Annotated in this window: 13 protein-coding genes and 1 tRNA gene; 12 read left to right on the top strand and 2 right to left on the bottom strand. The window is 52.3% G+C overall.

Translation table 11 applies throughout. From position 1 onward, the window contains the following. Positions 1-10 precede the first annotated feature (10 nt). The 4 genes from PCH05_RS08620 to PCH05_RS08605 all read left to right on the top strand — a co-directional run bounded on the left by PCH05_RS08620 (position 11) and on the right by PCH05_RS08605 (position 5,883). The gene (locus tag PCH05_RS08620) at positions 11-3,442 is read left to right on the top strand and encodes a glycoside hydrolase family 2 TIM barrel-domain containing protein (RefSeq protein WP_127601970.1); all 3,432 of its coding nucleotides are present in this window, start codon (positions 11-13) and stop codon (positions 3,440-3,442) included. Positions 3,443-3,624: 182 nt separating this feature from the next. Continuing rightward, positions 3,625-3,698, top strand: a tRNA-Pro gene (locus PCH05_RS08615). 100 nt (positions 3,699-3,798) lie between these two features. Then, a complete protein-coding gene (locus PCH05_RS08610; protein ID WP_246049419.1) occupies positions 3,799-4,470 on the top strand; it encodes a BofC C-terminal domain-containing protein in 672 nt (223 codons plus the stop codon). Positions 4,471-4,806: 336 nt separating this feature from the next. Beyond that, a complete protein-coding gene (locus tag PCH05_RS08605) occupies positions 4,807-5,883 on the top strand; it encodes a Gfo/Idh/MocA family protein (RefSeq protein WP_127601969.1) in 1,077 nt (358 codons plus the stop codon). Between the two features lie 135 nt (positions 5,884-6,018). On the opposite strand, the gene PCH05_RS08600 is transcribed toward PCH05_RS08605, so the two are convergent. Beyond that, positions 6,019-7,086, bottom strand: coding sequence for a branched-chain amino acid aminotransferase (locus tag PCH05_RS08600; protein ID WP_127601968.1), 1,068 nt, complete (start codon positions 7,084-7,086; stop codon positions 6,019-6,021). Positions 7,087-7,204: 118 nt separating this feature from the next. Here PCH05_RS08600 and PCH05_RS08595 point away from each other — a divergent pair, with 118 nt between their 5' ends. The 8 genes from PCH05_RS08595 to yajC all read left to right on the top strand — a co-directional run bounded on the left by PCH05_RS08595 (position 7,205) and on the right by yajC (position 15,181). Continuing rightward, positions 7,205-8,098 (top strand): LysR family transcriptional regulator, encoded by an 894-nt coding sequence (locus tag PCH05_RS08595; protein ID WP_127601967.1) that lies wholly within the window; start codon positions 7,205-7,207, stop codon positions 8,096-8,098. A 142-nt stretch (positions 8,099-8,240) separates the two neighbouring features. After that, on the top strand, positions 8,241-8,744 hold the full coding sequence (gene ruvC, locus PCH05_RS08590) for a crossover junction endodeoxyribonuclease RuvC (protein WP_127601966.1): 504 nt from the start codon (positions 8,241-8,243) through the stop codon (positions 8,742-8,744). Further along, on the top strand, positions 8,741-9,355 hold the full coding sequence (ruvA, locus tag PCH05_RS08585; RefSeq protein WP_127601965.1) for a Holliday junction branch migration protein RuvA: 615 nt from the start codon (positions 8,741-8,743) through the stop codon (positions 9,353-9,355). Before ruvC ends, ruvA begins: the two co-directional genes overlap by 4 nt. 36 nt (positions 9,356-9,391) lie before the next feature. Beyond that, positions 9,392-10,396, top strand: a complete 1,005-nt coding sequence (gene ruvB, locus PCH05_RS08580) for a Holliday junction branch migration DNA helicase RuvB (protein WP_127601964.1) — start codon at positions 9,392-9,394, stop codon at positions 10,394-10,396. Positions 10,397-10,484: 88 nt separating this feature from the next. Beyond that, a complete protein-coding gene (locus PCH05_RS08575; RefSeq protein WP_127601985.1) occupies positions 10,485-12,578 on the top strand; it encodes a SpoIID/LytB domain-containing protein in 2,094 nt (697 codons plus the stop codon). Between the two features lie 6 nt (positions 12,579-12,584). Next, a complete protein-coding gene (queA, locus tag PCH05_RS08570) occupies positions 12,585-13,613 on the top strand; it encodes a tRNA preQ1(34) S-adenosylmethionine ribosyltransferase-isomerase QueA (RefSeq protein ID WP_127601963.1) in 1,029 nt (342 codons plus the stop codon). A 36-nt stretch (positions 13,614-13,649) separates the two neighbouring features. Further along, complete coding sequence (tgt, locus tag PCH05_RS08565) at positions 13,650-14,789, top strand: tRNA guanosine(34) transglycosylase Tgt (RefSeq protein ID WP_127601962.1); 1,140 nt, start codon at positions 13,650-13,652, stop codon at positions 14,787-14,789. A 65-nt stretch (positions 14,790-14,854) separates the two neighbouring features. Then, positions 14,855-15,181, top strand: coding sequence for a preprotein translocase subunit YajC (gene yajC / locus PCH05_RS08560; RefSeq protein WP_127601961.1), 327 nt, complete (start codon positions 14,855-14,857; stop codon positions 15,179-15,181). A gap of 152 nt (positions 15,182-15,333) precedes the next feature. On the opposite strand, the gene PCH05_RS08555 is transcribed toward yajC, so the two are convergent. After that, on the bottom strand, positions 15,334-16,176 hold the full coding sequence (locus tag PCH05_RS08555) for a phosphatase PAP2 family protein (protein WP_246049418.1): 843 nt from the start codon (positions 16,174-16,176) through the stop codon (positions 15,334-15,336). Positions 16,177-16,232 lie beyond the last annotated feature (56 nt).

Genomic DNA, 16,232 nt, shown 5'->3' with positions numbered 1-16,232 from the left:
ACTGCAGGATATGAATCGAAGAGTACTCTTTAACGACGGATGGGAATTTGCGAAAAGCAGCTTAAACGAGACGGATTGGACTCATCTGGCTTTCGCTCCGGTCGATATACCTCATGATTGGCTGATTGCCGACGCGCTCCATCTCTACGAGAACAGTATCGGATGGTACCGAAAGCATGTCAGCTGCACCCGGAAAGACAAAGAAGAGAAAAAGATGCTCCTGAGCTTTGACGGCGTATACATGGATTCAACCGTGTACATCAACGGACAGCCGATCGGCGAACACAAGTATGGCTACTCTTCGTTTGAACATGATATCACCCCTGCACTCCAAGAAGGGGACAATGAAATCACCGTCAAGGTTGTGTATCAGAGCCCGAACAGCCGATGGTACTCCGGAGCGGGGATTTTCCGCAATGTCTGGCTGAAAACGAGGGGAAGGCAATATATCGTTACGGACGGTGTGTATATTTCAACCCGTCAAACGACCGACGGCTGGCAGGTCGAAGTCGATACTGAGCTGTGCTCGGATGAAGAATTGGTCATTTCGCATAGGCTCCTGTACGAAAATGAAGTGATTGCTGCCGTTTGCTGTCAGGCTGATTCCGGAAGTGAATCTCACAGCGTGAACAGGCAAATGCTGAGAGTGGAGCACCCCATGCTGTGGAGCACGGAGCATCCGCATCTTTACTGCCTGATCACAACGATCCTTCTGGCGGCGACAGGCGAAGAGATCGAAACCGTCAGCCATCATGTCGGCTTCCGGCATATTGAACTTGATCCTGAGCAAGGTTTGCTTATAAACGGGAACAAGATGAAGCTGAACGGCGTCTGTGAGCATCATGATCTGGGGGCGCTTGGAGCAGCCTTCAACTTGGCGGCGTTACGAAGACGATTTCACATGCTGAAGGAAATGGGCGTCAATGCGATTCGAACGGCGCATAACATGCCTTCATCGGAATTCATGGACTTGGCTGACGAGATGGGCTTTCTTATCGTATCGGAGGCTTTTGATATGTGGGAGCGCCCGAAAACGAGCTTCGATTACGCCAGATTCTTCAAAGACTGGGCTGCGTTCGATGTGAGAAGCTGGGTCATGCGTGACCGGAATCATCCAAGCCTGCTGCTATGGTCGATCGGGAACGAGATCTATGACACCCATGCTGACGAGCGGGGGCAGGATACAACAAGGATGCTCATGGAATATGTGCAGAGGTATGATCCGAAGGGAAATGCCCGGATTACGATCGGCTCCAATTACATGCCGTGGGAGAACGCCCAGAAATGCGCCGATATCGTCAAGGTGGCCGGATATAATTACGCCGAAAAATATTACCGCAAGCATCATGAGGAGCATCCGGACTGGGTCATTTACGGCAGCGAGACTTCTTCGATCGTGCAGAGCCGGGGAGTATATCATTTCCCTTTCGAACAATCCATCCTTGCGGATGATGACGAACAGTGCTCGGCCCTTGGCAACAGTCCGACCAGCTGGGGGGCGAAATCGACCGAAGCCTGTTTGATATCGGAAAGGGACGCGTCATTTTCCCTCGGGCAATTTATTTGGACAGGGTTTGATTATATCGGCGAGCCAACGCCTTACCATACGAAAAATTCCTACTTCGGACAAATCGATACGGCGACATTCCAGAAAGACTCCTACTACATCTATCAAGCGGAATGGACGGATTACAAAAGCCGGCCGATGGTGCATGTGTTTCCGTATTGGGACTTCAACGGCGGTCAGATGATCGATGTGAGGGTCTGCTCGAATGCGCCACGGATCGAGCTGCAGCTGAACGGGGAGCGGGTTGGGGTCCACGAAATCGATCACTCGCAGGGAAAGCAGCTGGTAGGCTGGTGGAAAATTCCTTACAGGGAAGGAATGCTGACGGCGATTGCTTATAACGAAGACGGCCAAGTCATCGCTACCGACAGCCGTGAATCCTTCGGCGATGCCCGGCGAATCCGGCTGACTCCGGATAAGGAGCAGCTGGCAGCGGACGGCCGGGATCTTATTTTTTTGGAAATCGGGATGGATGACGAAGCAGGGCGACCGGTGGAGAACGCCAATAACCGTGTGCATGTGGAGGTCACTGGGGCTGGAAGGCTGTTGGGCTTGGATAACGGTGACAGTACCGATTACGATTCCTATAAGGGGGTAAGCCGAAGATTGTTCAGCGGTAAGGCGATGGCGATTATTGGCTCGACCTTAGAGACCGGGAAAATTCGGGTACGCATTTCCTCCCCGGGCATGGAGGTGCAAACGGTGGAATTTGAGGCTTTGCCGGTCGACCCTGCCTGCATTGAAGGGGTATCCGCTTCCGAAGGCAATCAGCCACTGCCGTGCATCATGGGAACCCATGACGAAATCCCGGTTCGCAAGATGGAAATTATCAGTGATGGCGGGCAGCATTTCCATGAGACAAGAAGGGAGATGCGGGTCCGAGTGCAATTGCATCCGGCCAATACTTCTTATCCCGACGTCGAGTGGAGTGTCGTGGATAGCGCCGGCATTGAATCGAATATTGCCATCGTTGACCCGGACGGCCAGGAAGCCAAAGTGACGGCGCTCGGGGATGGGGAATTCCGGCTTCGCTGCTCCAGCAGAAACGGCACCGACCGGACGAAGATCCTCTCTCAGCTGGAATTCAAGGTGTCGGGTATCGGGACGGCATATCTCAATCCTTACGGTTTTATATCGGCGGGCCTGTACGATTATAGTAAAGGCGAGGTGGGCAACGGCAATGAGAGGGGAGTGGCCACCAGCAGAGATGGTGAGACGCAGGTCGGATTCCATCAAATCGATTTTGATCCTTACGGATCCGATACGATCACCATCCCGATCTTTGCCTTGTCAAGCGAAGTGTATGCGCTGCAAATTTGGGAAGGGATGCCCGGCGAAGCGCAAAGCCAATTGCTGGCCGACGTTACGTATCAGAAGCCTTCCGTCTGGAATACGTATCAGGAAGAAACCTATCGCTTGTCGAAGCGGCTTCAGGGGGTCACGTCTATTTGCTTTGTTGCACATCAAAAGGTGCACATCAAGGGATTTTCATTCGAGCGCCAAAGCCGGGCCTTCGAGCGAAACCTGGCGGCGGGCGCCGACCGGATCTACGGCGATGCATTTTCGATCACGGATCATAGCGTCGAAGGAATCGGCAACAACGTATCGCTGGAATTTGACCTGATGGATTTTGGGGAAGAAGGAGCCTCGAAGCTATCGATTTACGGTCATTCTCCATTAGATAAGAATACGATTCATATCCGGCTGGAAAATCAGGATGGTGAGGAGAGCCAGCAGCTCATCGAATTCATGCGTTCGGATGGATATGAAGGACGGGTGTTTCCACTGACACGGGTCATGGGGACGCAAAAGGTGACCTTTATCTTTTTACCAGGCTCATGCTTTAATTTCGGATGGTTTCGTTTTGAGGCATAAAGATGAATACGGGGCCGGCGGGGAATACGGCCGGCTTTGATTTTTGGCGCTCAAGCGGGCTTTTTAATTGTCAAATTTTACATTTGACCAGGATATATGACTCTTATATAATAGGGAATGTTGAGACGATAATTCATAAGCAAGCGTACATGATGTCTTGCCAAAACAACATCAATACATAACGGGATGTAGCTCAGCTTGGTAGAGCACCTGGTTTGGGACCAGGGGGTCGCATGTTCGAATCGTGTCATCCCGATCCAAAGTCCGCCGAATTTTTTCGGCGGACTTTTTGCTGTATAAATATGTAATCCCGAGGTCACAATAAAAGAAAAGACAGGGAATAGAAGGGGATTATTGTGAATGCAACTCGGATTAAAAAGAAGCTGCAAAAGCAGTGGCGGCGGTGGAAACGGCGGTCATTGACCCTGGGGTTGTCTTCGCTGGTCATCGCAGTGGTATGGGTCAGCATGTATTTGCCGGATAAGGTCCAGCATCTGCTAAGCGCGAAGCCACCGGTTGCGGTCGAGACGCTTCAATATTACCAGCAGGTAGAAGAAGCCAAAGAGGATGCCAAAGAGGACGCGAATTTCTGGAAGGAATTGAACAAGATCAAGCAGGTGAATGAGGTCATCGTGCGGCACAGCTACGTCTGCGGGGAAGAGGAACGTGCGCTCGGCCGGTTAAATACCGATGAGATTTATAATCTGCTTAACGAGCATCCGACTTGGAAAGGACAATTCGAAGGGCAAGGGAAAGTAGTGCTGAACGAAACGATTCTGGATCTATCCCCTACCTGTAAGCAGCGGGCTTACATGAGTATGGACAAGGACGGGAACCTGTCATTGTTTGACGGCCCGCCGGAACAGGACAAAGTCATTAAGACGTTTTTTCAGCTGGACATCAGCTCCATGGAGTCTACCCTGCCCGATGATGCGCTGAGACATTTGTATGACGGCATCCGGATCCAGGATATCGATGAGTATAATAGCGTGCTATCTACATTCAGCGACTATGCTCGCAAAGGATAGAAGGAAAGCGCGCTGCGGCCTGATCCCGGGATTGAACCGGGGCAGGCCGTTTTTTTATGGATTGAAGAAGGGCTGCGGCCGGGAATCGGTATACTGCCGGATATGCATGGCCTAGGAATGACTCGCTTGAAAAAATAACCGGATTGTTCATGTTTTCGGCATATTCTTCATTTTCAACACCGTGATTTTCATATACGATAGAGCCGTATGAAAATAACAAGCGCGGCCGGTTGCATAGGGAGTCAACATCTGGGGACGGCGCCCGTCCTTCGCAGAAGAAGGAATTTCGCGCCGGATGGAACAGGTGCCGCTTAGCGAGAGGGAGTAGAGAATCACATGAGCACAAAAACACACTCGGTAGTCATCGTAGGGTATGGCGGTATGGGAAGCTACCATGCCAAGCTAATCAAGGACAATTCACGCCTGAAAGTCACAGGAACCTATGATGTGCTGGAAGCGCGCCGGGCAGCATCCCAAGAAGACGGATATTCCGCGTACGACAGCTATGAAGCCGTACTGAACGATTCCGAAGTAGACGTTGTACTGATCGCCACGCCGAATGATGTCCATAAAGAACTGGCGATTTCGGCGATGAAGCATGGCAAGCATGTCATCTGCGAAAAGCCGGTTACGATGAATGTTGAGGACTTTGATGCGATGACGGCGGTGGCGGAAGAGACAGGCCTTGTTCTGATGGTTCACCAAAACCGCCGCTGGGACGAGGACTTCCGCATCATCAAGGAAATGTACGATAAGCGAACGATCGGAGACTTATTCCGCATCGAATCCCGGGTTCATGGCGCCAACGGCATCCCGGGGGACTGGCGTCATCTTGAGGCGTTCGGCGGCGGCATGCTGCTGGACTGGGGCGTACATTTGCTGGATCAATTCGTATTTATGATTGACAGCAAAATCACGAGCGTTACGAGTCGCCTGAGCTTTATTTTGGGAGACGAGGTGGATGACGGATTTGACGCGGTCCTTGAATTCGAAAACGGCGTGACTGCGATGATCGAAGTGGGGACTACCAATTTCATCACTCTTCCGCGCTGGTATGCCAAGGGAACGGAAGGTACAGCCGTGATCGAGGACTGGTCGCTGACCGGACGCTGTGTCATGCAAAACCGCGAGGTTGGGAAAGTCGAGCCGAAGCCGATTCAAGCCGGTGTCGGATTAACCAAGACGATGGCCCCGCCGTCGGAAGAAGCGACTCTGACCGAAGCGCTGCCGAAGGCGTTCGAGCATGCCAGCAGCTTTTACGACAATTTTGCCGATGTAGTGGAGAAGGGCGCGGAGCCGATCGTTAAGAACAGCGAGGTGCGCCGCGTGCTGAACCTGATCGAACATATATTCAAGTCTGCGCGTACCGGCGAAGTCGTGAAAGACTTCGATATGTACGTGCCCCAAAATTAGAACATTACCGGAAGCGTTACGCAGGTAGCACGTGTCCATGTAAAATTGGGCTTGCTATAACAAGAAAAGAGGCTGTTCCCTGTGTTTCAGACGGGACAGCCTCTTTTTTGCATGCAGGATCAATCGATTAGATTATTAAAACGTAAGCGTCCAGTTGCGGGTATCCGGAAGATGTCCGGATTGCAGTCCTGTGATGGTATCGTAGAGCTTTTGCGACACTTCGCCGATCTTGCCGTCATTGATTTTCATCGTGTGTTCGTTCCAATGGAGCTCGCCTACCGGAGAGATGACCGCCGCCGTACCGGTACCAAATACTTCTTCCAGCTTGCCGTTCGTATAGGCTTCATAGATTTCCTCGATGGAAAGCTTGCGCTCCTCAACAGGGACTCCCCATTCCTGAAGCAGGGTGATGACAGAACTGCGGGTTACACCTTCCAGGATGCTGCCGTTAATGGCAGGGGTGATGACCGTACCGCCGATTTTGAAGAAAATATTCATGCTTCCGACTTCTTCGATATATTTTTTTTCGATCGCGTCGAGCCACAGAACTTGGGAATAACCTTCTTTTTTGGCGTTTTCCTGGGCCTTAATGCTCGCTGCATAGTTGCCGGCCGCCTTGGCGAAACCAATGCCGCCGCGAACCGCGCGGGTATAGGAGCTTTCCACATTGATTTTGACGGGCTCAAGACCGCTGGAGTAATAGGCGCCGACCGGGGACAAAATCACGATCAGCTGGTAGGTGTAGGAAGAACGCACGCCAAGGCATGGCTCCGTGGCAATGATGAACGGACGGACATAGAGGGAAGTGCCTTTTTCCGTCGGAATCCAGCTTTTGTCCACCTCGATCAATGTCTTGATGGCATGGATGACGAATTCCCCGTCGATTTCCGGCATGCCGAGACGTTCGTTGGAACGGTTAAGCCGCTTCATATTCTGGTCAGGTCTGAACAGCAGCACCTTTCCGGATTCCGTCAAATAGGCTTTCATGCCTTCAAAGACTGCCTGGCCATAGTGGAATACCATCGCGGCAGGGTCCATGGCGATCGGTGCGTAAGGAACGATTCTTGGGTCATACCAGCCTTTATCCTTGTGATAATCCATAATGAACATATGGTCTGTAAAAAACTTGCCGAAGCTCAGGTTTGTGCTGTCAGGCTTCTCGCCCGGCTGTGTGGTTAACTGAACTTTGATCTCCTCGCTCATGATCACGCGCTCCCATCGTACTTATATAATACGTTTACTATAGTGAACAAAAAATGATTGGTCAATTCAATGTTATCAATTAAAATAATAGTTATCAACTATGATGGAGGAACGGACCATGGACTTTCGCCTGCTTGAATATTTCCTGGCTGTCTGTGAGGAACTTCATTTTACGAAGGCTGCTGAGAAGCTCGGCATCAGTCAGCCTACACTTAGCCAGCAAATACGGTTGTTAGAAGAAAGAGTCGGAACGCCGCTGTTTCGCCGCATCGGCAAGCGCAATTATCTGACGGAAGCCGGCCAGACGTTAAAGGATCATACGCAAAACATTTTTCATGAGCTGGAGCAGGCGCAGACGGAGATCAACGAGCTCAAAGGACTGACGCGCGGCAAATTGAGAATCGGCTGCTCAGGAAACCATCTGCTGACCGAAACCTTGATTTCTTTTCACCAAAAAATACCGGGCATTTCAATTTCTGTCCATGAGCTCGCTACGGAAGAAACCAAGAACGGTCTGCTGGACAACAAGCTGGATCTCGGTGTCGTATTTTTGCCGCTGGATGATGAGCATCTGGTCAGCATGGAGCTGTATACGGAGGAGCTGAGCCTGGCTGTGGCCCGTACGCATCCGCTCGCCCGCCATGAGTCGGTCATGCTGGAGGAGCTTACGGAGGAGCCATTGGTTCTGTTTCCGGAAAAGTTTCTGGTGCGTCAGATGATCGATGTTTACAGCCGGCAGGCGGGAATCCGTCTTCAGCCGATCATGGAGCTCTCCACCATGGATTCCATGCTGCAGCTGGTCAAGCTGCATGTGGGCTCCACGATTCTCCCCAAATCCTATTTGAGCATGATGCTTCATTCCGACATTCGAATCATTCCCATCGTGAATCCCGTTCCTCAGAAAAAGGTCGGCGTTGTCTACCGCAAACAGAAGTTTATGAATGCCCTTATGACCGCTTTTATCCGCGAACTTACCCAAACCTTCAACTCGGCTGAGCCTGCCGGAAAATAAGGCGTAGATAAGGCATGGATCGGAATCTAGCAACCGGGGCTTCTACTCTTTTATGCCCAGTCATAGACTTGACAGGAAGTTTTACATTATAATGAAGAGAACGAATACATATGTTCGCTTTATGGCAAGGGAGAGAGTGGATTTGCGAATTTTAGGAATTGACCCGGGGATTGCGATCGTCGGCTTCGGATTCATTGACAAGGCGGGCAGCAAGGTTACTCCGGTGCAATACGGCTGTATTCAGACGGAAGCCCATACCCCCGATGAAGAGCGGCTGCTGCATGTGTATGAAGCCATGCTGCAGCTGATCGATAAATATAAACCGGACAGCGTCGCTTTTGAAAAGCTGTTTTTTAACCGGAACGTCACGACTGCGATGTCGGTCAGCCAGGCGCGCGGCGTATTAATTCTGGCAGCGACCCAGCGCGGGCTGCCAATCGCCGAGTATACGCCGATGCAGGTTAAGCAAGCCGTTGTCGGTTACGGCAAGGCCGAGAAGAAGCAGGTTCAGGAAATGGTACGGATGTATTTGAAACTGCAGGCTGTGCCGAAGCCCGATGACGTCGCGGATGCCCTGGCGGTGGCTATCTGCCACGCCCATTCGTATACGCTAAATTCCAAAATAAACGAGGTATTGCGAAAATGATCGATTTTTTAAGAGGACCTGTCGTTCATCTGGAGAATGAGTATATTGTGCTTGACGTTCAAGGGGTAGGATACCGCGTATTCTGCCCTAATCCATTTGTATTCGCCAAAACGGAAGGTCCCGTGACGGTATACACGCATCACCATGTCCGTGAGGACGCGATGCTCCTGTTCGGCTTTCCAAGCCGGGAGGAGCAGAGGCTGTTTCGCAAGCTGATCGAGGTGTCGGGCATCGGACCGAAGGTTGCGCTCGGCATTCTTGGCGGCGGCACGCCGGACCATGTGGTTACGGCCATTTATCAGGAGAACATTACGTTCCTGACGAAGCTTCCGGGCATCGGAAAGAAGACCGCGCAGCGGATGATTCTCGACCTGAAGGACAAGCTGGACGGCTTTGGTACGGCTTCACTGGCTACCGGCCTGTTCGCCGTACCGGAACCGCAGGAGGGAGACGGCTCGGCCTGGTCCGAGGCGCGTGAGGGTCTTAAGGCATTGGGTTATACCGATACGGAGCTTGACCGTGTATGGCTCAAAATCAAGGATGACACCGCGTTTGGTGATTCCGTGGATATTTTGATGAAAAAAGCGCTGAAGCTGCTCTATGCAGGTTAATAGAGACGCGCAGCGGCTGAAAGAGGGGCGACACGAATGGATGACCGGATCATATCGGCCAATTTAATGATGGAAGACCAGGCGGTGGAGCTCAGCCTTCGCCCCCGGTATTTGAATGAATATATCGGACAGAACCAGGTCAAGGAGAATTTGAAAATCTACATCGAGGCGGCGAAAATGCGCAATGAAGCGCTGGATCATGTGCTTTTGTACGGTCCACCGGGCCTCGGTAAAACCACCTTGGCGAACATTATTGCCAATGAGCTCGGCGTGAATCTGCGCACCACATCGGGTCCCGCGATCGAGCGTCCGGGAGATTTGGCCGCTTTGCTCACCAATCTGCAGGAAGGCGATGTACTGTTTATCGACGAGATCCATCGACTGCACCGGACGGTAGAGGAAGTGCTGTATCCGGCCATGGAGGATTTCGCGCTGGATATTATGATCGGCAAAGGCCCGAGCGCACGTTCCGTGCGTCTTGACCTGCCGCCGTTCACGCTGATCGGAGCGACAACGCGCGCAGGCCTGCTGTCGGCACCGCTTCGGGACCGCTTCGGCGTCGTGAGCCGCCTGGAGTTTTATACGGTCGATGAGCTCAGCTACATCGTTTCGCGCGGAGCGGATATTTTCGGTATTGAAATCGTGGGGGATGCCGCCGAGGAGATCGCTCTGCGTTCCAGAGGGACGCCGCGTATTGCCAACCGGCTGCTGCGCAGGGTCCGGGATTACGCGCAGGTGCGGGGAGACGGCATGATCACGCCGACCATTGCGGAGGAATCGCTGAAGATGCTTCAGGTCGATCCGCGCGGCCTCGATCAAATCGATTACAAAATGCTGACGGCGATGATTAACAGCTTTCGGGGCGGTCCGGTCGGATTGGATACGATTGCGGCGACCATCGGGGAAGAAAGCCAGACGATCGAGGATGTGTACGAGCCCTATTTGCTCCAGATCGGTTTTCTGCAGCGGACGCCGCGGGGAAGAATGGTGACGGCCGCAGCGTATCAGCATTTGGGCCTGCCGATGCCGGAAATCCGTTAACGGAAGGTTCGTGGATCATCTGCTTTTTCAATGAAACGATTTCTATAGACTTCATGGGATGCAAGGAGGAAAATAGCGAGTGGGAAATATGAAGGTACCAAAGGTTGTGTCATGGTGCGGTAAAGGGCTTATCTCCGTTCTTCTGGCTGCGGGATGCTTTCCGTTGTCAGGCAAAGCTTTGGCTCAACCGGTTGATCAAATTCGAGTCGGCATGTTTATGGATCTGGGCAGCACTTATAAATCCACAACGGCAGCAGTCACGCTCTCATCCAGTCAGGCACTGACGGTTGGTTTCAACACTTCGGCGGGACATTCCTCACTGGTAAGCCTGGGAGCGGGCGAGACGGCAAGATTCAGCGTGGACGGCTTCCGCGTGAAGGTGCTGGAAACGGCGGATCTGTCCGCCGCTACGGCAGCATACAAAAAATTGGCCGCTACTGCGGACAAGCCTATTCTGTTTGCGGCCGCGACCTCAGCCGGGCAGGTTTACCAGTTGTATGCGGGTTATTATGCCAGCGAGCAGACCGCGGCTGCGGCTGTTGGCCGGGTGAGTGCGGCAGCTTCTGCCTACCTGAACGGACAGACGCCGGCAGTCAAAGGAGCCAAGCATATATCCGCGGGGATGTACGCATCTGAGGCGGAGGCGGTGTCTGCTGCTATCAGCATCAAGGCAGCGGGGTTCGATGCGATGGTCGCCCTGCAGCAAGCGCCGGACGGCAGCAGCCGTTACGGTGTATGGATCGGTGAAGCGGCAAACGACAGCGACTTAGCGGCGCTTCGCGCCTCGGTAAGCTCGAAGCTGCCGCAGCTGACCTTATCGGATGTAGACGCGAATCTGCCCGCCTTTATTGTGCGCCAGGATGTGAGTCTCGGACAGGCGGTCAAGCATTATCAGCTTAGCGGCAATGATGCCAAAGGGTGGATTGATGGCGGCTCCGATATCAAGGTGCAGGAACGATCGGCCCGATCGTACCGGGGAGCGATGGAGATCAGCTCGCTGAACGGACAGCTGGCACTCGTGAACGTGCTTCCGTTCGAACAGTATCTGTATGCGGTAGTCGGCGGCGAGGTCCCGTCTTCATGGTCTGCGGAGGCTCTGAAAGCCCAAGCGGTAGCGGCGCGGAGCTATGCGGAATTTCAAGCGGGGAGCCAAAGCAGCAGGTTTAAAATCGCCGATGTGGTGGATACGACGCTGAGCCAGGCCTACAATGGCATCTCTTCCGAGTCCCCGAGCGTGATCCAGGCGGTCGACGCAACGCAGGGCGAGGTCCTGATGAGCAACGGCAAGGTCGTTGAGGCGGTGTTCTCTTCCAACGCCGGCGGGGTATCCGCGGATCCGACGGAAGTCTGGAACAGCGGCGGCGATGCTTTCGCAAGCGTATCAAGCGAAGGCGATGCAGCGGCAGTCAAGGGACAGAAAATGTGGTATCATGTGCTTTTGCCGAGCGGTGCAAACGGTTATGTCCGGGAGGATAACGTCAAGGAAACCGGAACGTTTACCGGCGGAGGATTGGCCAAAATCACCGTGACCGCCAAGGATACGAACGTGCGCCCGCTGCCTCAGATTCAGTCCGATGCGAATCCGGTTGCAAAGCTGAATCCGGGCGAGACGGCAGTCGTTCTGGAGAAAGTGGAGGAGTCCGGCACGTACTCCTGGGTGCGAGGGCCGTATACTTCGGCAGAGCTGCTGAAGAGCCTTCAAGGCAAAACGGCGACTGCGGTACCGTCTCCGATTCTGACGCTGCAGGTGACCCAGCGGGGGCCATCAGGCCGCGCGACGGAAGTCAAAGCAAATGGACAAATTCTCGATGTGAAATATCCGGATCTGTTCCGTTCGGCCTTCAACGGGCTTCCGAGCACTTTGTTTGATATTGTGCAAACGGGAAGCTATACTGTACTGAGTGCCAACGGAACGACATCCAAAATGACGGGAGCTTCAAGCACCACTGTGCTTTCGGCCTCCGGCCAGAGTACGGTTCAGGGCAGCGGAACGGTCATCATGAACGGAGACCAGAACGCCCGCAGTATTGATAAAGGTGAAGGCTTTATGTTTATGGGCCGCGGCAACGGCCACGGGCTCGGTCTCTCCCAGTGGGGAGCCAAAGGGATGGCGGATGCAGGGTATGGTTACCAGGATATTTTGAAACACTATTATCAGAACGTTACTATTATTAAGGAATGACAGAACATGAATGTAGACTTGTATGATTTTCATTTACCAGAGGAACTGATTGCCCAAACGCCGCTTTTGGAGCGGACGGCATCACGATTGCTTACGCTGAACAAACAGGATGGGGCGATTGCCCATCATACCTTCAAGGATATTGTGGAACAACTTCAGCCCGGGGATACACTCGTTCTCAATGATACCCGCGTTATCCCTGCCCGATTATTCGGAACCAAAGAGGATACGGGCGCGAAGGCCGAAGTGCTGCTCCTGAAGAATCTTGGCGAAGATCGCTGGGAAGCTCTGGTCAAACCGGGCAAGAAACTGAAGACGGGCAGCGTTATCGTATTCAGCGACGAATTGAAGGCCGTCATTGAAGAGGAAAGCGATATGGGCGGACGGGTTCTAAAATTCTCCTACAAGGGAATCTTTCAGGAAATACTCGACCGGCTGGGACAGATGCCTTTGCCGCCTTATATTAAGGAGAAGCTTGATGACAAAGAGCGCTATCAGACCGTATACTCGCGGCATGAAGGCTCTGCGGCAGCGCCGACGGCGGGACTCCATTTTACGAAGGAGCTTCTGGAGCAAATCCGCGACAAAGGCGTTACGATTGCGTATTTGACGCTTCATGTCGGACTCGGCACGTTCCGCCCCATGTCCGTCGACAAGGTCGAGGACCATGTGATGCATGCGGAGTTTTACTCCGTGTCGCAGGAAACGGCAGATATTTTGAATGAAGCGCGCAGCCGCGGCGGGCGCATCATCGCGGTCGGAACCACTTCCTGCCGCACGCTCGAAACGATCGGCAACCGGTTCAAGGGCGGTCAACTTGAAACATGCAGCGGGTGGACGGATATTTTTATCTACCCGGGCTATGAGTTCACGGTTGTGGATGCCCTTATTACCAACTTTCATCTGCCGAAATCTACGCTGGTGATGCTGGTCAGCGCATTGGCGGGCAGAGAACATATTTTACATGCGTATGAAGAAGCGATTAAGGAAAAATACCGTTTCTTCAGCTTCGGCGACGCGATGTTTATTTATTAAGTCCGGTTCAACGGGATATAAGAGGATGGTATAGAAATGACAGCAGCAGTTTACTATGAACATATTAAAACCTGTAAGCAATCCGGCGCACGCCTTGGACGCGTGCACACCCCGCATGGCGTGATCGAAACGCCAACCTTCATGCCGGTCGGGACGCAGGCGACGGTAAAAACGATGAGCCCGGAAGAGCTCAAAGCGATGAATGCGCAGATCATCTTGAGCAACACGTATCATTTGTTCCTTCGTCCGGGACACGACATCGTCCGGGAAGCGGGCGGGCTTCACAAGTTCATGAACTGGGACCGTCCGATTCTGACGGACAGCGGCGGTTTTCAGGTGTTCAGCTTGAGCGAAATGCGCAAAATTACGGAAGAAGGCGTGCATTTCCGCTCTCACCTGAACGGAGACAAGCTGTTCTTGTCCCCGGAGGTTGCGATGGAAATCCAGAATTCGCTGGGCTCGGATATTATGATGGCCTTTGACGAATGCCCTCCTTATCCGGCAGAGTATGATTACGTCAAAAAATCGCTTGAGCGCACGACCCGGTGGGCTGAGCGCTGCCTGAACAGCCATGCCCGTCCGCATGACCAAGGACTGTTCGCCATCGTTCAGGGCGGGATGTACGAAGATTTGCGCAAACAGAGTGCACGTGATTTGACTTCCATGGATTTCCCGGGGTATGCTATTGGTGGACTCAGCGTTGGAGAGTCCAAGCAGCTCATGTATGAAGTGCTGGATTATACCGTTCCTCTGCTTCCGGACAACAAGCCTCGTTACTTGATGGGCGTCGGTTCACCCGATGCGCTGATCGAAGGCTCGATCCGCGGGGTGGACATGTTTGACTGCGTTCTTCCGACGCGGATTGCACGTAACGGAACGACAATGACAAGCCAGGGACGGCTTGTGGTCCGAAACGCCCAATACGCCAGAGATTTTGGCCCCCTTGACCCCGCATGCGATTGCTATACTTGCCGGAACTATTCAAGAGCCTATCTGCGGCATCTGATCAAAGCCGATGAGACTTTCGGTCTGAGGCTGACAACGTACCACAACCTGCATTTCCTCATCAATTTGATGAAACAAGTGCGGCAAAGCATCATGGAAGACAGGCTGCTTGATTTTCGCGATGAGTTTTTTGAACAGTATGGGCTTCATGACAATGATAAAGGCTTCTAAAAAGGGATTTATGCAATCCTTAACACCGCATTAACGGGGTTAGTCCATGAAAGGGGGGAAAGAAAATGTTCCAATCATTAACTTTGGCAAGCGGAGGATCTGCTGGAGGCGGCGGCAATATAGCTACGATGATTTTACCTCTGGTATTGATGTTCGCTATCTTCTATTTCCTGCTTATCCGTCCACAGCAAAAGAAACAGAAGACCCGCAATTCGATGCTCGGCGCATTGAAAAAGGGAGATAAGGTTGTGACGATTGGTGGTCTCCACGGGACCATCATGGAAATTACGGACGATATCGTCGTCCTGCGCGTCAATGATGTAACCAAGCTTACATTTGATCGCAGTTCCATCAGCCATGCGACAAGCACGGCATCTGATAGCCAAGCATAAGCAGAGCTGGATATCATAGACCATCACTTTGTTAAACATACTTATATTAAGAAGAGGCGGTCCCATTGGGGACCGCCTCTTTTTTATGATATCAGAAAGTATTCAATTCGATGTATGTTTCTTCCTGATATCGCAACCGCAACGGCAATGCATTAGAGATTATTTAACATGTTGCTCCGCGGCTGAAGTTTAGCGCCATCTTTGCCCTTAAGGGACATCTTGGCAAACAGGATACCGAGATTGGAAGCGAGAAGCCCCAGGATGGTGCCTGCAATCATGTCCGTCAGCCAGTGGATGCCGAGATAGAAGATGGAGAAGATAATGACCACGGCACTGACCGTAGTCATGATGCCGAAGCGCCGGTTGCCTGAACGCAGGCCCAAAACCATCATCGTAACGGAGATAGAGGTATGCAAGCTAGGAAAACAATTGTTGAGGCCGGATAATGGCCTGTACTCCTGCTCGAAACTCGGAAAGACATCCAGCATCAGGAAGGAAACGCCGGAAGGCGGATAGGACCAAACCTCGTTGACCGGAAAAAACAGATAAAATGGAATGGCAACCGCATAGTTCATAATGATGGCGAAGCAGGTTGCGATCACGAATACTTTATTTTGATCGGAAATGTATACCCCGACCGAGGCGATGAGCAGTGACTGAAACACGACGACATAGAAGAAAACAGAGATGGGAGTAATATAGCTGCTGTGGAAAAAGTCCTGCAGATGTTTTACGAAATGCCCCTCCATACTGAACACCCAAGGTGTAAAATCCTTATGATAATTCATGCTGTCTTCTATTTTCAGCTCGTATTTATTGGCTAGAAGAATACATACCATAATGAAAAACAACAGCAAAAATTTGCGAGAGGTGAGCAGCTCCTTGATGAACAGATAAGCTGCCTTAAACGGATTGCGGAGCGTACCCAACCAAATCAACAACACCACAGTAATTGCCGATGCGATGGATATGCCCTGCATGGAATGATATAGCAAAGCAGAAAAAGCCTCCTCTTGTAAGAATCACGTGAAATCAGTGTACCACATTTCAA

This window comes from Paenibacillus chibensis (assembly GCF_004001045.1).
GTDB classification, from domain to species: domain Bacteria; phylum Bacillota; class Bacilli; order Paenibacillales; family Paenibacillaceae; genus Paenibacillus_AQ; species Paenibacillus_AQ chibensis.
The sequence above is the reverse complement of the archived record's forward strand: the minus strand, read 5'-3'. Positions and strand labels throughout refer to the sequence as shown.